The 17,153-nt window shown below is 39.3% G+C and carries 15 protein-coding genes; 12 read left to right on the top strand and 3 right to left on the bottom strand.

Translation table 11 applies throughout. The features are described 5' to 3' along the window. Window positions 1-19: 19 nt before the first annotated feature. The 9 genes from SYN7509_RS0200325 to SYN7509_RS0200285 all read left to right on the top strand — a co-directional run bounded on the left by SYN7509_RS0200325 (window position 20) and on the right by SYN7509_RS0200285 (window position 11,270). Window positions 20-2,239: a GumC family protein gene (locus SYN7509_RS0200325; RefSeq protein WP_009632472.1), complete on the top strand. Its 2,220-nt coding sequence runs from the start codon at window positions 20-22 to the stop codon at window positions 2,237-2,239. A 289-nt stretch (window positions 2,240-2,528) separates the two neighbouring features. Beyond that, the gene (locus SYN7509_RS30000; RefSeq protein WP_009632473.1) at window positions 2,529-2,684 is read left to right on the top strand and encodes a hypothetical protein; all 156 of its coding nucleotides are present in this window, start codon (window positions 2,529-2,531) and stop codon (window positions 2,682-2,684) included. Next, the gene (gene hepC / locus SYN7509_RS0200315) at window positions 2,678-3,490 is read left to right on the top strand and encodes a heterocyst development glycosyltransferase HepC (RefSeq protein ID WP_009632474.1); all 813 of its coding nucleotides are present in this window, start codon (window positions 2,678-2,680) and stop codon (window positions 3,488-3,490) included. Before SYN7509_RS30000 ends, hepC begins: the two co-directional genes overlap by 7 nt. Window positions 3,491-3,516: 26 nt before the next feature. After that, on the top strand, window positions 3,517-5,364 hold the full coding sequence (gene hepA, locus SYN7509_RS0200310; RefSeq protein ID WP_009632475.1) for a heterocyst formation ABC transporter subunit HepA: 1,848 nt from the start codon (window positions 3,517-3,519) through the stop codon (window positions 5,362-5,364). 324 nt (window positions 5,365-5,688) lie between these two features. Continuing rightward, the gene (locus SYN7509_RS0200305) at window positions 5,689-6,858 is read left to right on the top strand and encodes a glycosyltransferase family 4 protein (protein ID WP_009632476.1); all 1,170 of its coding nucleotides are present in this window, start codon (window positions 5,689-5,691) and stop codon (window positions 6,856-6,858) included. Continuing rightward, window positions 6,855-7,793 (top strand): glycosyltransferase, encoded by a 939-nt coding sequence (locus SYN7509_RS0200300; protein WP_009632477.1) that lies wholly within the window; start codon window positions 6,855-6,857, stop codon window positions 7,791-7,793. The genes SYN7509_RS0200305 and SYN7509_RS0200300 overlap by 4 nt, the downstream gene beginning before the upstream one ends. A 287-nt stretch (window positions 7,794-8,080) precedes the next feature. Next, window positions 8,081-9,031, top strand: a complete 951-nt coding sequence (locus SYN7509_RS0200295; protein WP_009632478.1) for a glycosyltransferase family 2 protein — start codon at window positions 8,081-8,083, stop codon at window positions 9,029-9,031. A gap of 110 nt (window positions 9,032-9,141) precedes the next feature. Then, window positions 9,142-10,128 (top strand): glycosyltransferase family 2 protein, encoded by a 987-nt coding sequence (locus SYN7509_RS0200290; protein WP_009632479.1) that lies wholly within the window; start codon window positions 9,142-9,144, stop codon window positions 10,126-10,128. Next, window positions 10,125-11,270 carry a glycosyltransferase family 4 protein gene (locus SYN7509_RS0200285; protein WP_009632480.1) on the top strand — a complete coding sequence of 382 codons (1,146 nt, stop codon included), beginning with the start codon at window positions 10,125-10,127 and terminating at the stop codon, window positions 11,268-11,270. Before SYN7509_RS0200290 ends, SYN7509_RS0200285 begins: the two co-directional genes overlap by 4 nt. A 6-nt stretch (window positions 11,271-11,276) precedes the next feature. Here SYN7509_RS0200285 and SYN7509_RS0200280 read toward each other — a convergent pair whose 3' ends face one another. Then, window positions 11,277-12,293 (bottom strand): hypothetical protein, encoded by a 1,017-nt coding sequence (locus SYN7509_RS0200280; protein ID WP_028954014.1) that lies wholly within the window; start codon window positions 12,291-12,293, stop codon window positions 11,277-11,279. A 316-nt stretch (window positions 12,294-12,609) separates the two neighbouring features. On the opposite strand from SYN7509_RS0200280, the gene SYN7509_RS0200270 reads away from it, so the two are divergent. Beyond that, on the top strand, window positions 12,610-13,014 hold the full coding sequence (locus tag SYN7509_RS0200270; protein WP_009632482.1) for a hypothetical protein: 405 nt from the start codon (window positions 12,610-12,612) through the stop codon (window positions 13,012-13,014). Here the strand turns inward: SYN7509_RS0200270 and SYN7509_RS0200265 are convergent. Continuing rightward, window positions 12,993-14,495: an Ig-like domain-containing domain gene (locus tag SYN7509_RS0200265; RefSeq protein WP_009632483.1), complete on the bottom strand. Its 1,503-nt coding sequence runs from the start codon at window positions 14,493-14,495 to the stop codon at window positions 12,993-12,995. The two genes, SYN7509_RS0200270 and SYN7509_RS0200265, sit on opposite strands and share 22 nt — an antisense overlap. Before the next feature lie 286 nt (window positions 14,496-14,781). Here SYN7509_RS0200265 and SYN7509_RS24750 point away from each other — a divergent pair, with 286 nt between their 5' ends. Then, window positions 14,782-15,513 carry a DUF4142 domain-containing protein gene (locus SYN7509_RS24750; RefSeq protein WP_009632484.1) on the top strand — a complete coding sequence of 244 codons (732 nt, stop codon included), beginning with the start codon at window positions 14,782-14,784 and terminating at the stop codon, window positions 15,511-15,513. Between the two features lie 237 nt (window positions 15,514-15,750). Next, complete coding sequence (locus SYN7509_RS0200255) at window positions 15,751-16,347, top strand: prolyl hydroxylase family protein (protein WP_009632485.1); 597 nt, start codon at window positions 15,751-15,753, stop codon at window positions 16,345-16,347. A 51-nt stretch (window positions 16,348-16,398) separates the two neighbouring features. Here the strand turns inward: SYN7509_RS0200255 and SYN7509_RS0200250 are convergent, their stop codons facing one another. Further along, window positions 16,399-17,151 (bottom strand): TIGR03943 family putative permease subunit, encoded by a 753-nt coding sequence (locus SYN7509_RS0200250; RefSeq protein ID WP_009632486.1) that lies wholly within the window; start codon window positions 17,149-17,151, stop codon window positions 16,399-16,401. Window positions 17,152-17,153: the final 2 nt, after the last annotated feature.

Raw genomic sequence — 17,153 nt, 5'->3', positions numbered from 1 at the left:
TAACCCTGGAGCAAAACTTATGGTAAAAGTAATTGAAAATAATAACATTGGGACTGAGAACGAGCCAGGTTACGGCCAACTATTTGCAGTTTTAAGTCGCCGCCGCTACTGGTTACTAAGTGTATTAGCAGGTGTCTTATCAATAGCTACGGTTGTTAGCTTGACGGCAGAACCCACTTATGAAAGCACTATGCAAATCTTGATCGAAGCAAACTACAAAGGTAGAAGCGACGTTCAACCATCGGAATCAGAATTTGCCGATCCGAATGTGGAAATCGACTACGCAACCCAAATTAACGTTATGCGTAGTACCTTGCTAATTCAAAGAGCGGTAGATTTGCTTAGACCTGAGTATCCAAGCATTACTATCAAAGAAGTCAAAAGAGCGCTACTTTTAGCTCCAGTCATCGAAGAAGAAAGTGATGCAAAATATACAAAAATTGTTCAAGCAGATTACGTCAGCAACGATCCGGTAAAAACGCAAAAAGTTTTAGAAACAATCTACCAAGTTTATCAAGCTTACAACCGAGAACAGCAAGAGCAACGGTTAAAAAAAGGACTGGAGTTTATCAACGAGCAAATTCCTGGAGTTCGCAGACAGGTAGAGGAATCAGAAAGTCAGCTGAAAGACTTTCGCACAAATCAAAATTTAATTGACCCCGAACAACAAGCTGCCACTATCAACAATTCTTTAAATTCTGTAGTCCAGCAAAGACAGGCTCTGCGCGCTCAGTTTCAAGATACAGAAGCACGCTACAAAGTGCTGCAACAACAAGTTGGTAGTAACCCGCAAGCAGCTTTAGCATCTTCGCGTTTGAGCCAATCACCACGCTACCAAACGCTGCTCAATGAGTTACAAAAAACAGATTTGCTCTTAGCTGCCAGACGAGGAACTTTCACCGATGCAGATCCCGGCGTGCAAAAGTTGATCGAACTACGCCAAAATCAGCAATCGCTATTGCAATCAGAACAAGGGCGAGTGGTCGGTGCCGATGCGGCGCAACTAAACGCTGCAAATACAAATTTTCTATCTCAAGGACAGAGAACAGGACTAGATATCAATTTAACTGGTCAGTTGGCAGAAGTCCAAACACTTCTTAGTGCTTTGCAAGCTCAAGATGTTAGTTTGGCAAAGACCGAGCAAAATTTACGCAGCCAGTTTGATCGTTTTCCCGCCTTATTAGCGGAGTACAATCGCCTGATTCCGCTCGTGTTAATCAACCGTGAGAAGTTGCAGCAATTATTGAAAGCGCAACAAGAATTAAGTCTAGAAATTGCCAGAGGCGGCTTTGAATGGCAAGCTATAGAAAAACCATCCTTGGGCGTACAAATTGGCCCAAATATTAGGCAAAATTTATTGCTTGGTTTAGTAGCTGGGTTAATGCTTGGTGGAGTTGCGGCTTTCCTGCGGGAAGTAATGGATGATGCGGTACATACAAGTGACGACTTAGAAAAACAAGTCTCGATTCCAGTATTAGGAATAACTCCAGAGTTATCGCAAACTAAAGCCAGCGAACCAATTGTTAGTTTACCTTTTGGCAAGCCAAACATTTTAGCTCCTTGGACAGTTCAAGTTAGTAATTGGCCTCCGTCTTGGGAATCACTGGATCTAATTTATAAAAATATCCAGTTACTAAATACCACCGAGTCAACTTTAAGATCGATTATGATTACTTCTGCCTTAGCTGGCGAAGGCAAGTCAACTTTAGCATTGGGACTAGCTCTAAGTGCTGCTCGTCTGCATCAACGGGTACTATTAATAGATGCAGATTTGCGTCATCCTAATCTGCATCAAATGCTTAATTTACCCAACGAACAAGGGCTTTCAACGTTACTAGAAAGCGATGATACCGCCCCAAACCATGCAGGGATTCAATCGTCCGGCGCTTATATTGATATTTTAACGGCAGGGCCTGTACCAACCGACTCCGCAAGTCTCTTAAGTTCGCAAAGAATGCGAGAATTGATGGCAAAGTTTGAGGATACTTACGATTTAATTCTTGTCGATGCTCCCCCAGTGCTAGGAATGGTTGATGCTATTTTGGCGGCATCGTTTTGTAGCGGTGTATTGTTAGTATCACGCATGGGTAAAGTAACACGCACTGAACTTACTCAAGCCACAGCTATGTTGAGTAAATTAAATACAATCGGCGTGGTTGCCAATCATGCTAACGGTAGCACTACTTATGTAAGTTCGACAAAAGACCAAGGAGTAGTTTTACAACAAAGTTGGCAATAAATTGAAAGTGTTTACTATTTCAAAAGTAGTAAATGTTGAAAAAAATAACTTGATAAAAAAGACTTATTATCTACCTATTTAGGTAGATAATAAGTCTTTTTATATGTATTTACTGTCAAAAATAATGAGATAACATTATCCAATCTACCTAGCAATTTGTTTGATACTTGAATTTCAATAATATCAATACTAAAGCCTATTTAAAGAGTCCGTAAAGTAGCCATTGAATCAGTAACTTTAGTTTGTAAAGTATTAAACTATAAGAGAAAGTTGCATTGAAAAAATAAAAATGGGAGTGGAATTGAAACTCAATGATAATTTTTTAGCAGTTTTAGAAAGTTGGAAAAAACTCTTTCTCAATAAGTTAAGTTTGAGTTTTGGCTCGACAAACAGCTTAATTATTTTTGTAGGAAGCATAAAAAATGCGATCGCCGTACAATGTTAATCTCTAATCCTCCCAATCTACCTACTTACTCCTTGGTAAGTGATCAACCAGACCACAAGTTAATTAGCTGGACTTTGAAGTGGCAGCAAAAACACTTGATAGTCAAGGCTCGAAAGCCACAGTCTCATCAGGCGGGCTTAGAATTTGCCGACGAGCAAAGGCTGCAAGAATGCTTGCAAAAGTCCTCTGTAAAAATAATTCATATAGATCCAGCTCTAGGAGCGGCAAATTTACAAATGTGGGCGACCGCCTGTAAACACGCTCAAAAAGCGATATTTGTACGCGCGGCTAAGATCCAAAAACTGACTTACGTATCCTCTAGTCGCTGGCGATTAAAGCGTGCTTGCGACTTCTTTATGGCGATCGCTTTACTTCTCATCCTCAGTCCGGTAATTTTAGGGTTGATAGCTTGGCAATGGATAAAATCTCCTCAGTCGCCAATATTTTCTCGACAATGGCGTATCGGAGCGCGCGGTCAACTATTTGAATTACTCAAGTTTAATACTTTAACTACCGCCGGAACTGGTGATCGCGTTCAAAATTTACCACAGCTATTTAATGTCTTGCGTGGTGAAATGAGTTTAGTAGGGGCGCGTCCTTGGGCTTTAACAGAAGTCAACTATCTAGCGCCAAAACAACTTAATACTTTGCCAGGGATTACAGGCTTACCGGAAATTGAAACCCCGCTTGCCGTCAGTAGTGTTAGTGGGGTTCAATTAACTTACATTAACAATTGGTCATTGGCTAAAGACTTAAAAATTCTGCGCCAAACTCTACCAAAATTTTTCTCCAGTAGCATCAACTAATCCATTATTACTATTAACAGATAACCATGGGTTTTCATCTTCCTGTTCCTATTCGCAATTCTCTCAAAGCTAGTGCTTTTTGGAAAAATAATTATCTAATTCTTCGAGAATTTAAGTATTTTCCCAAACTGGCAATTTTAGCCATAGCTTTTGCCATCGGGGCCGCAGCTTTTGAGGGTTTTGGATTAGGATTTCTGCTAGCTTTCTTGCAAAGTTTAGTTAACCCTGATTCACCACCAATTCAAACGGGTCTTAGATGGTTTGATATCTCAATTTTAGGAGTAGACAAACCTTCAACTGAGCGGCTTTATCGAGTGTCGGCACTGATACTTACAGCTACTTGGATTAGAGCAGTTTTTAACTATCTAGGTCAAGTTTACACTGAAATGACGCAGTTAAATTTGGTAGATAGGCTAAGAAAAAGAATATTTGAACAACTGCAATCATTAAGTTTAAGTTACTTTTCAACCAGCCACTCTGGGGAACTTATTAATACAATTACCGGAGAAATTTTTAAGCTGCAACAAGCTTTTGGTTTAAGTGCCTTTATTTTTACTAAAGGTCTAGCCTTAGCAGTTTATGGAATTATAATTTTTCAACTATCGTGGCAGCTATCAATTATCGCGATCGCTTTATTTACCCTTTTGGGTGTAGGGTTATCAGCGCTCAATAAGCGAGTAAGAGAGGCTAGTTTTGCTGTCTCTAAAGCTAATGGGAAGTTTGCCACTAGAGCTATAGAACTTATTAATGGTATTCGCACTGTCCAAGCATCGGGAACCCAAGAGTTTGAACGCCAGCGTTACTACAGAGCTAGTAATAATGTAGTCCAAAGCTCAATCAAAGCAAGTTTGGGCTTGGCAATTGTCCGACCACTAGCCGAAGGAGCAGCTACTACGGTGCTAGTGAGCATGATTATTTTAGCGCTCACAGTATTTGTTGCTAATGGCACTTTAGAAGTAGCTTCTTTACTAACATTTTTATTTACACTATTTCGGCTTGTCCCATCTATTCATGAGATCAATGGCAGCAGAGCCGCCTTAAGTAGTTTTGGTGGGTCGATTACTAATGTTATGGATCTATTGAAGACGGAGGACAAAAAATATTTAATCAATGGGACGCAGCAGTTTCTTGGTTTAAGACAAGCTATTGAATTTAGATCGGTAGACTTTGGCTACGATTCTAGCTCTCTAGTGCTAAACAATATTACCCTAACAATTAAAAAAGGACAGACGACAGCTTTAGTCGGTTCTTCCGGCGCGGGGAAGACTACTTTGGCTGATTTAATCCCGCGCTTTTATGACCCCCTGCAAGGTCAAGTATCCTATGATGGTGTCGATTTACGCGAGTTTGATATCAATACAGTCCGCCAGCAAATGGCAGTTGTTAGTCAAGACACTTTTATTTTTAATAGCTCTGTATTTGACAACATTAGTTATGGTATGAATGCTACTCAAGCAGAAGTAGAACAAGCGGCACAACTTGCTAATGCTTTAGAGTTTATTTTGGAAATGCCCGAAGGTTTTGATACGGTACTTGGAGATCGAGGAGTACGCTTATCTGGAGGTCAACGCCAGAGAATTGCGATCGCGCGGGCGTTGCTGCGCAATCCAGAAATTCTAATTCTAGATGAAGCAACTAGCGCCCTTGACTCTGTATCTGAGCGATTAATTCAAGAATCTTTGGAAAAACTATCGGTAGGTCGAACAGTAATTGCGATCGCTCATCGTCTATCAACTATTGCCAAAGCTGATAAAGTTGTAGTCTTAGAGCAAGGTAAAATTGTCGAACAGGGAGCTTATCAAGAACTCCTCTTGCAACGCGGCAAATTGTGGAATTATCACAATATGCAAAATGAATTAGGTCAAAGAAATTAGTACCCAACAATAATTAAATTTAAGTAACCGACGAGATAGAAAATACTTTCTATCTCGGTTTTTTGTTGTTAGTTTTAACAGACAGAAGCCTTGCCCGATAAGCCAGAAAACTTTACTTATAGTTGCTCGATAGCTATTCCTTTAGACTGATTAACACTCAAACATCCTAATTTAGGAGGATATTTTATACTTTTTTTTCGCTAAGTTTGTAAAAACATCTAACTTATTGTCAAATTAAATTTGTAAAAAAAATAGTAAAATGTTAAAGTTAATTAACATTTTTTGCTAATAGTTAATCATCGCCAGTCAGGAGACTATACATTTATGCGCATGGCCTATCTCACTAGCTATGATGTTTTAGATTCGACAAAGTGGCCTGCAAATAAAGCAGGTCTTTGTGGCGCAGGTCATCATTTAGCTAAAACTCTAGAATCACAATCCACACCCTTAGATTATGTTGGACCTTTAGAGTTTGTTAAGCCGTCGCTAAAGCATAAGTTTAAGTGGCACTTACATCAAAAGCTGTTTCAACAAGACTATTTTTATTTTTTAGAGCCATCAGTTCTAGAAAAATACAGCGCTCAAATTTTGCCCAAGTTAGCTAACTTCAACTCCGATATAGTATTATGTCCAGAAAATACAATTCCTATTGCTCACCTTGAATGCAAGCAACCCATTGTATTGTGGACGGATGCACCATTATCTGCCTCTATAAATTTTTATCCGTGGTTGAGTAATTTAACTAAAGAAACCCAGGATAATTTATATGCTATGGAAAAAATGGCACTAGAAAGGTGTGAATTAGCAATCTTTTTGTCAGATTGGGCAGCTCAAACTGCAATTGAAACCTATGGTATCGATGCCGCTAAGGTTGCGGTAGTTCCTTGGGGAGCAAATTTAGAAACTAACCGCGATCGCCATGATATTCGTAATATAGTAGAAGCAAAAGACAATGAAGTTTGCAAGCTATTATTTATTGGTGTAGACTGGACTAGGAAAGGTGGAGACATCGCCTTTGAAGTAGCTGAAGAATTAAATTCTAGAGGGATAGAAACGGAATTAGTTGTAGTAGGTTGCGAACCAGAAACAGAGATTCCTTTACCTAGTTATGTAAAAAAATTAGGTTTTATTCCTAAACACACGTGGGAAGGTTTAAATAAAATTAACAAGCTATTTACTGAATCTCATTTTCTAATTTTACCTTCAAGAGCAGATTTTTCTCCCCACGTTTTTTGTGAAGCGAACTCTTTTGGATTACCTTGTATCGGCACACAAGTAGGAGGTATCCCAACTTTAATTAAGCACGACATTAATGGAAAAACATTTTCCCTAAGTGCAAATATTTCTGAATACTGTAACTATATTGCATCATTGATGAATAATTATCAGGACTACAAAAAACTCGCTTATTCCTCTTTTAATGAATACCAAACTCGCTTAAATTGGTCAATAGCAGGGAAAACAGCTAGAAAAATGATTCAGGGGGTATTGTGAGCGAGAATAGACCATTAATCTCTGTAGTTATTCCCGTTTATAATGGGGCAACCACTGTCAAAGAAACTATTGAATCGGTTTTACAACAGTCCTATCAAAACTTAGAAATAATTGTTGTCAACGATGGTTCTCAAGATGAGACTTTAGCAATTGTTAATAGTATTCAAGACAACAAAATTAAAGTATTTTCTTATTCAAATGCTGGTCTGTCGGCAAGTCGTAATCGTGGTTTTTCTCATGCTGGCGGTGAATTTATTGCTTTTTTGGATGCCGACGATCTTTGGACTAAAGACAAGTTAGAGGCGCAATTAAACGCTTTGCAGCAAAACCCCCAAGCAGCCGTTGCGTATAGTTGGACTGATCATATTGACGAGCAGGGACAATTTTTAAGACCAGCCTCTTACACTTCTTATCAAGGAGATGTATATGAAAGGCTTTTAGTAGGAAATTTCTTATCTTGTGGTTCTAATACTTTAATCCGCGCTCAAGCTTTACAAAAAGTCGGTGGATTTGATGAATCTCTAAATTCTGCCGAAGATTGGGATATGTGGCTGCGATTGGCGGCTTACTATGAGTTTGTTGCTATCCCTCGTCCACAAGTTCTATATAGAATATCTCCCAACTCTATGTCTGCTAATATTTCCAAAATGGAAGCAGCTTCACTACAAGTTATTAACCAAGCCTACAACCAAGCACCAGAATCTTTGCAACACCTCAAAAAACAAACTTTGGGTTTTCTTTATAAGTTCTTGATGTACAAAGCCTTGCAAGATAGTGTGAAATCGCAAAGAGGATTGAAGGCGGCAAAAGTGCTAGTAAGTTATTTTAAACAAGACCCATCTTTGCTAACGTTGGGGCGATTAAAAATCTATCTTTTATCTAAAGTTATTACAGCAAACTTATTCCCATTTTTTCAAACCCAAATAACATGGTAAAACCTCAAGAACTGATTTTTAAAAACCTCATGAATTCCGTTGTTGGTTTGTAAAGGCAATCGCTCTAAGTTGGGCAACTATTTTTAGACAAGCTTCACCGAAAGCTCACACAAAATTTATACGTTACTTTTTAATACCTAAAAAATCCTTATATACTTAAGTAATAGTACCGTTGATTTATTCGTTAAATTCAACGGATTTTGATGTTTGTGCAAATTACTAAGTGATAATACTTAAAAAATTAGGTATAAAGATAATATTCTCAACTGTTAAAAGCGAGCTATTTTATGCCAAAAGTTTCTGTAATTATTCCTGCTTACAATGCAATGAGTTATTTACCAGAAACCGTTGAGTCAGTTTTGCAGCAGACTTTTACTGACTTTGAAGTGTTAATTGTCAACGATGGTAGCTCAGATAATATAGTACAGTGGGTAGACTCTTTAACAGATGATCGCATTCAACTTATTTCCCAATCAAATCAAGGTGTTTCCACCGCTAGAAATACAGCGATTGGTCAAGCAAAAGGAGAATACATCGCGTTTTTAGATGCTGACGATTTGTGGCAACGACAAAAGTTGGAAAAGCAAGTACAATTTTTAGACAATCATCCTACAGTAGGATTAGTAGCTACATGGATGATGCTAACGGACGAGCATAATAACTTGCTTTCAGAAGTTAAGCTTAATTTTAATCAAGGAAATATTAGAAAAGAAATAATCGAAATTAGTTTAATTCCCTGTGGTAGCATTCCCTTGGTACGTCGCATCTGTTTTGATAAAGTAGGATTATTCGATCCTACTTTGCGTTTTGGCGAAGACTGGGAAATGTGGGCGCGAATTGCTAAAGACTATGATTTTGGATTAGTAAAAGAATTATTAGTTTATTATCGGCAACACTCAAAAAATTCATCTAAAAATTCTCAAGAAATTCTCCCCGACTTTGATAGATTAATTGAAAAAATGTTTAGTTCTGTTCCGGCGGAACTACAACCTATAAAAAACAAAACTTATGGACGAATGAATTTATATATAGCTTGGAAGTCTTTAGAAAACAAAGATTATCAGGGCGCAAGTAATTTCAGCAAACGAGCTTCTAAATACTATCCTCAATTACAATATACCAAAAGCTATATACGTTTAAAATTACTTATTTGTGCAAAAAATAAATTAAATCCAGAGCAATATACAAAGTTTAAAAACGTATTTAGGACACTAAAACAACAGAGAGACTTGAAGTAAAAAGTAGTAAACATTAGAGATCATCAAAAAAGTAGAGTTTTGTGATGATATTGTAGAAATGCCCAAAAATATTAATAAAAGCTATTAATTAGTAGACAGGAGTCTATTTTATGTCCCTAACTGAAACGTCGGTAGAATTAGTAAGTATTATTATTCCCACCTACAATCGTCCAGAGTATTTAGAAAAAGCAATTTTTAGCGTATTGCAGCAAACTTATCAAAATATTGAAGTTATTGTTTCTGATGATTGTAGTAGCGAAAATCCCCAATCACTGGTTGATGCTTTTAACGATCCTAGGGTGTGGTTGAGACGAAACGATACAAATGTGGGCGTAGGGTTGAATGCAACTTATGCTTTTAAAGAAGCAAAAGGTAAGTATGTTGCTAGTTTAAACGATGATGATATCTGGCAAAAAGACTTTTTAGAAAAACTCGTTCCGCACTTAGAAGCAAACCCAGAAGTAGTGTTAGCTTTTTGTGACTTTTATGTAATTGATGCCGAGGGAAACGTCAACCAGAAACTTACAGACGATCAAACCCGGCGTGAAAGGCGGCAGGATTTAAAAGCAGGAATTTATAAACCTTTTTATAAACTTGGTCTAATAGATAAAGCCGTGTTTTGTGCCTCAGCAGCAGTGGTTCGGAGAGACTCCGTTGCCTGGGAAAAGCTCTATGAAGCTGGCGTTTTTTGGGATTATTATATAGTTTATCTTAGCTGTCGTGGCGGTGAGGGAGCTTACTATCACCCGGAAAAACTAGCGTTTTATCGCGTACACGAGCAATCAGAAAATATGATTAGCGGTAGCAAAAACGCCCAAGCAAAAGTTCGTAAAGGTAGAGCAGCTATTTTTTGTTTTCAAACATTTATTGAAGATCCAAATCTGCAAGAATTTAGAACTTATTTTGAGAAAGAATTGGCCCATGATCGCACAACTTTAGCTATTGGGTTGTTAAAGGTGGGACAAGTAGCCGAAGCTAGACCTTATTTAAAAACGGCGATCGCCGCGCAAAAATTTAATCTCCGTACCTTGGTTGCTTTGACTCTCAGTTATATTCCGCGTCCGATTGCTAGGCAATTTTTAGGGGTCGAAAAGTGACAAAAATTCTGTTTTTAGATCAAAGCGGTAAGCCAGGAGGTGCGGAACTTTGTTTGTTAGACATTGCCAAACCCTACCGAGATACCTGTTTAGTGAGCTTGTTTGTGGATGGCCCTTTTAGACAATTGTTAGAAAAACAGCAGATTCCGGTTCAAATACTCGCAACTAAAGCTATAGGAGTACGTAAGGAAAGCGGGTTATTGCAGGGCTTGAGTAGTATAAGGGAGTTATTACCTGCTATTAATCGCATCGCCAACCTTAGTCGCAACTATGATTTAATTTACGCCAATACCCAAAAATCTCTAGTCATAGGTGCGATCGCTAGTTTCCTTAGTCGTCGTCCTTTGGTATACCACCTGCACGATATTTTGTCATTGGATCACTTTAGTGCTACCAACCGCCGGATTGCGGTCACTTTAGCTAATCGTGCGGCTTTGGTGATTGCCAATTCTCAAGCCAGTCAAGCCGCTTTTATTGCCGCCGGAGGGCGAAAAGATATTGTCGAATGTGTTTATAATGGCTTCAATCTAGAGTTGTACCAACACTTACCCGCCGCTACGGCAATCAAACAGCAATTGGGAATAGAGGAAGATAAGTTTGTAGTGGGCAACTTTAGCCGTTTGTCGCCCTGGAAAGGGCAGCATATACTACTAGAAGCGTTAACTCATTGTCCAGAGAAGGCGATCGCACTTTTAATTGGTGATGCGCTATTTGGCGAACAAGATTATGTACAAAAGTTACACGCCCAAGTTGCCGAATTAAACTTGGAACATCGAGTTAAGTTTTTAGGCTTTCGCAATGATGTTACGTCTTTGATGGCGACTTGCGACATGGTTACTCATACGTCAACCATTGCCGAACCTTTTGGGCGCGTAATTGTTGAAGCTATGCTATGCGGTACGCCGATTGTGGCTACTTCTGCTGGAGGCGCTCAAGAATTAGTAGAATCGGGTAAAACAGGTTTGCTAGTTGCTCCAGGAGATGTCAAGGAGTTAGCCGCCGCGATTAATACTTGTATCGCTCAACCAGAACAAAGTGCAAAGATGGCTCAAGCCGCCAATGTACAAGCAAGGCAAAGATTTGATGGGGCAATTATCAACCAACAGATCGCTCAACTTTTGAGCAAAGTTATTAAAAAATAAACTTTTTTAAGAGCTAAAACTTGGTAACTCAATGGCAGCTAAAGATTTTCGTCCTTTGGGCGGACGGGAGGGGTAGACTAGCGGCGAAGGGGAGTTTGTTTGAGTATTGACTGTAGCTATGGGCGATGCTACTTGTACGTCGTCAACGATCGCATATTCTAATTTGTCCTCATTTAAGCTACTAAATGGCTCTAAATAATCTGGAGAAGCCATCGGCGGGAAATCGTCATCTACATTATTTTGATCTGGGAAATTTTGACGCTCCCAATCTAAATCTATTTGATTACCTGCGCCTCTTGCTTGGGTTGTCCAGGGTTTAATTGGCGGTGCTTTGGGAGCAAAGTTGTTGCTATCTTCATTGTTTGCTTTTGACACCATTTCATCGGCTAACTGGTAGCTGGTGGTGGGTACTTCTAAACATTTTTCTAAAGCAAATTTGAGTTGCAAACTGTGCTGTTGCTCTCGATTTAAGCGAGTACGCAAGTCTCGACAATTATCTTTTTCTGCGGATAATTGATAAGATTGCTCGTTGTAATCTGCTTGAACTTGAGCCACTAATTGGTTAGCGATCGCTAGTTCGCAAGTTAGCTTTTCAGTAGTTTGATAATTGGCTGCTAATTCTTGCTCTTTTTCCTGCAACCTTGACTTGGCTTTTTGAAACTGATCTTTGTAAGATTCTAAATCTTGGTGAAACTGGGCGATCTCTTGGCTTAAATAAGTTACTCGCTTGACTAAGTTGCCATTTGACAACTGTAAATCCTTAATTAAAGCTATTAAATTAGTTACATTTGATGGTGATAGGGCAACTTTTTCCTTCTCCCCACAAATAACTTCCCCCTTAGCTAGTTGCGGAGTTTTTATAGCTATTGTTGTAACTTCTACGTCTATTAGTTTGCTGTGGACGGGCATAATTTGTTTTTGCTCGTCCTGATAACTTATATTGGTTTCAATTTCTGCTATAGATTTAACATAATTCATTAATTCTTGTAAGCCGCAGTTTTGATAGGTTTCAGATTGATTCATTGTTATTTAGTGTATTGATTGCAAGAATTGGCATTAAAAGTACGAGCGCTAATAATTTAAGATTTATAGTAAAAATTAAACTATTAAATTTCATCAATTTACACGCTTTCAAAAGCTTTGATAGTTAACTTTTGTTTAAATAAAATTACCTAATAAATAAAATTCAGTGCAACCGTAATTTTACTTAGAATTAATTATTTTTTAATTTAGTACAAGCGTACTTTCAAACAAGTTAGTTAGCTGTTAAAAGTGGAAAACCTTACGCGATTGCGGATTTTGCTATGCTGAATCATCTAAGTAATGAGCAATTAGTCCAATGGAGCAATTAAAGCGCCTGCTATTGATGGCAGAAGATGAGCTAACCGAATACAGCACCACCGCCCGCAAAATTGAGAAACTGCGCCGAAAAATTGGGTTATCAGTATCCGCCGCCGAGCAGAAACAAGCAAAAGAGGCACTAATAGAAACTATGCAATCCGATTGGATACGAAAGCTAGTAGAAGAACAACGTCAAACAGTAGCTTTACCCTTTTGGGGAATTGCCGGATTAGGATTATTGATAGGAATTTCGTTTTCTCAGCCTTTAGGATTAGTAGCTTCAATGGGCGGTGCGATCGCAGCTTACAGACTGCAAAAATGGGGTTGGCAGTTACAAGCAAAGCGATTATTGATGCAAACTTTTACCGAAATTGACGTTCTTCAAGGCAACCAACGAGGATGAAAGCCAGGTAAAGGTAATTGTTCTGGTTGGATTTGATTGGGGGTTGTAGAGATAGAAGCGGGAACAAATAAAGGTACTAACCACAAACGGCTAGTAGAAATAGCTTCGCCATCACTGGTGCGCGGAACATTGATTTGCGGCGAAGTATTTGGGGCGGCGCTAGTAACAATTTGGTCTAATAGTAATGCCAAGCCATCAGGAGACAAACTAATTTGTACGTCTCGTTGTTCGGGCATAACTATTAAAGGCGTTTGCTTGCCAGAATTTAGGTCAATAGCCGCTAAATAAGGCTGCTCTTGATATACTTCTCCCTCAATCAACTGCGTCAACATACAGTAAAGATTTGATAGTACAGGATGAAATATACAGCTATTAATCGAGCCAGTAGTGCGGAGCAGTTCTTTTTGTAAGCCTTGATTATTGACTAGAAAAAGCGATCGCGTGTAATCGGAATTGAACCGTATCATCGCCGCTTGACTCCCATCAGGGGAAAATTCTAACACCATGCCAAATTTGGGCAGAAAGTCTAAGGGTTTGGTGGCTTGAGTGATAAGCGGTAAAATTGCTACTCCTTGCCCTTGAGCAACGGCAACAGATTTACTATCAGGGGTAATTAAAAAATCTCCGCCTGGTTGGCTTTTCAATAGTTGCGCTTTGGGAAGTGTATTATCGTTACTACTAGGCAGTATCCACAGCCCAAAGTCGCCAGGATTTTTTTGATTGACGCGCTGTACTAATATAGTTTTGCCATCGGCGGACAAATCAAATTTTAAGTTTTGGTAATCTTTGCTATCTAGAACTAACTCAACTCTGCCCAAAGGGGGATTGTTTTTAGATTTGGGTTCAGGCGAAATTCCGGTAGTGACTGTATATAACTGAGCTAGGGGCAAACTTGAGCGATCGCTGGCTCGTTCGGTAGCCGAAAAGAGAATTTTATTACCTGTAGGGTAAGGCTGAAAATCACCCACAACTAAATCTTTGGGAGTGAGAATAGTTTTTTGCTGCGTCGTGAGATTGTAAAGGACTAACTTACCTTGTTCTTCCCCTTCGACACCCAAATAGGCAAAAGCGCGATCGCGGCTAGTAAAAGCACCTGTAAAGGATTGAATAGAATTTGTGTTTGTTTTGGAAAAGCGATCTAGTGCGCCATTTAACTTTACTTGGTAGGAAGTACCATAAGCAGGCGGGGAAAGTAAGGTATAAGCCATTTTACGCCCTGCCCAACTAATTTTACCAGGTAAAGTCGGATCGATTTGGAGATTGGCTTCTACGCTTTTGGTATCCATCGGACGACTGAAGTTGAGATAAAAAGCCGTATCTTCTACCCCAATGCGTTTATTTTGCCAGCTAAAATCTCGGACGCGAGGCGCAATAGCATCGCCTTGGAATAATACTAGCGCTGTTAATAAGCCTAAAACAGCAATCAAGGCGATCGCGACTCGATCCAACGGTTGCAAAAATGACTTCTTGGTTACGGACATTTATCACCTCAAAACTAACCTGTACAGCATATTGGGGAGTCATGCTCACAAGAAAAATTATTTAATCCTATATTTTTGTATCGAAATTAACCCCAGGGTAGAGGATGCTAACCATAAATAAATTGCTAATAGAAAAAGGGGCTGTGGTTTATAAATACTAGCTAGTTACAGGTTGGTATTTTTATTTTCTGTAAAAACGCGACCTAAATTAGTTAGCAAATGCGATCGCCCAAAGTGACCCCTAAAGTTATTTAGCACAATATTCTCGGATTTTTCAGGTAAAGCAATGACGAGCAAACAGAACTTTGTAATGACAGCACTTGTAGCAGGAGGATTAATAGCATCTTTGGAGTACGCTTCAATAGCACAATCTCCAACCCCGACTCCATCACCAACCTCAACTGCTACTCCAACCCCAACTCCAACCCCAAGAGTTACTCCAACCCCAACCCCAACTGCTACTCCAATTCCAACCCCGACCCCAATTCCAACCCCAACCTCAACCGCTACTCCAATTCCAACCCCAACTTTTAGCCCAACTACACCTAGTTTAAGTCAGTTTGATATACAGTTTATGGTGGCAGTTGCTCAAGAGGGATTGGCAGAGGTTGAACTTGGCAAAATAGCTAGACAGAAAGCTTCTAGCAACATTGTTAAAGAGTATGCCCGCCGAATGGTTGTAGAACAGACTCAAGTAAATAATAAACTTAAAGTTTTGGCGCGGCAAAAAGGCGTAACTTTGCCAACTACCATAGGTGAAAAAAATGAAGACCTAAAACAAGACCTATCTGAGCTTTCGGGAGCGAAATTCGATCGCGAATACATGAAAGAAGCTGGAGAGGATAGTCACGAAGAACAAGTAGAACTATTTGAGCGTCAAATAGAACGCGGTCAAGATCCAGAGGTGAAAAGTTTTGCTTCTCAAACTCTACCTTTAATACAAAAGCATTTTCAACACGCTCAAGATATTACCGAAAGTCGCTCTAGTTCAACAAATCGTCGTTCAGGTTCTAATTAATCTTTAGCAACTATCGCAATCCTGAATCCTTTGCAAAAAGTGAGACAGTTTTGCCCCTAAGCTCAAATCAAACTTCTCGCCACCTCCAAGTTTGGGGTTTGGGGGTAGTGAAAATTTCCCTAGCTCAAAACCAATGGCTATAAATGTTATCCTGCCTTTTAGGGCAGGATAACAAATTTCTCATCAAGCTAATCAAGAGTGTTATAACTCCTAGGAGCTACACTTATTATCTCCACTATGATTTCTACTGATGCGTGGTCTGTAACTGAGCTAGGCGCAGACATTTTGTTGTTTGAGCGATTGCTCGATTGTTCTTTATGCAATCATATTATCCAGATTGCTGACTGCTGTACATTTCAAACGGCTGGTATTGAACTTGCCAAGGTAGAAACGCAAGTGCGTAGTAATGAATTGCTCTACTTGGGTGAAACAAATACTTTATTACAATCAACTAATCAACTATTATTAAATCGCATTTATCTAATTCAAGAAACACTTTATCAAAACTATAGAGTCAAGTTTTCTCAAATAGAAACTTGTTCGATTTTACGCTACCGTCCAGGGCAGTTTTATAAGCGCCATATTGATAACTTGCTTCTAGCTAGTCGTCGTGAGGAAGCATCTCTTGGAGTACCTACTAGAGATGTAAGTATTGTTGGCTATCTTAATGATGATTTTGTTGGAGGGGAAACATTTTTTGATCGCCAAAATTTAAAATTTATTCCGCAAAAAGGTAGCGTTATTGTATTTCCTTCTTATTACACTCACCCGCATCAATCTTTACCAGTAACTCAGGGCTGTAAATATGCTTTTACTAGCTGGCTATTTCATTAATTGGGAATTGGGTAATTGGGAAAAACAATTAATGACCAATCACCAATCAATTTAGTATTCATAAGGATTCTGTGGCTCTTGAATTGGTTTGAGGGAACTTGCTTGAATAGTTAGTTGACGTTTGTTTTGCAAGTCTTGGGTAATCATTTCTCCCTCTACCTCGAACCAACTGTCTTGGGGGTAAGCTTGACGATTTTGATTGAGTTTTACTGGTAATCCTACCGGGTAGGCATCCGCCGCACAACAAGTAATTACAAACCGGGAGAGCAATAAGTATTCTGATGGTAATTCGGACGGATGAATTACAAAACCTTGTATCTTGACTTTTTGACCAGAATATGCGTCTGGCTCTGGATAAATATTAAGAGTCCGTACCCAGTCTATTAAACTGCGTTCATCGGAGCGGACAGAGGAGCGAAAAGCTTGGGGTTGACTTCGTGTTGCTTGCAAAACCTCTGTTACGCCGCGCTGGAGTGCGGTCTGGCTGGCAAAAGCGCGGGGAGTAATAACTAAGCCTAAAATTGCTGTTCCTAGTAGTAAGGCGCTACTTAAGCCCGGAGGAAACAAGGTAATATGCTGAGTCTGGAAAAGATTTTTGCGTCGCAGCAAGTCTAAGGCTTTTAAGCTACTAACAATTGACAAGCCAATGCCGCCAGCAATGACAAGCCAAAAATAATCGCGGTGAATTAGTAGGCTGAGTTTGCCTGTATGCCAGTATCTCAGCATCAAAATACCCCAAGAGGCGATCGCCAATACGTCTAGCCAAGGTAGTAAGTGGTTTTGCAGTTTTTTAATTGCTGTCATTA

Origin of the sequence: Synechocystis sp. PCC 7509 (assembly GCF_000332075.2) — a bacterium.
Taxonomy (GTDB): Bacteria; Cyanobacteriota; Cyanobacteriia; order Cyanobacteriales; family Chroococcidiopsidaceae; genus Aliterella.
Note: the sequence above shows the minus strand (reverse complement) of the source record. Positions and strands in the feature narration are given on the sequence as shown.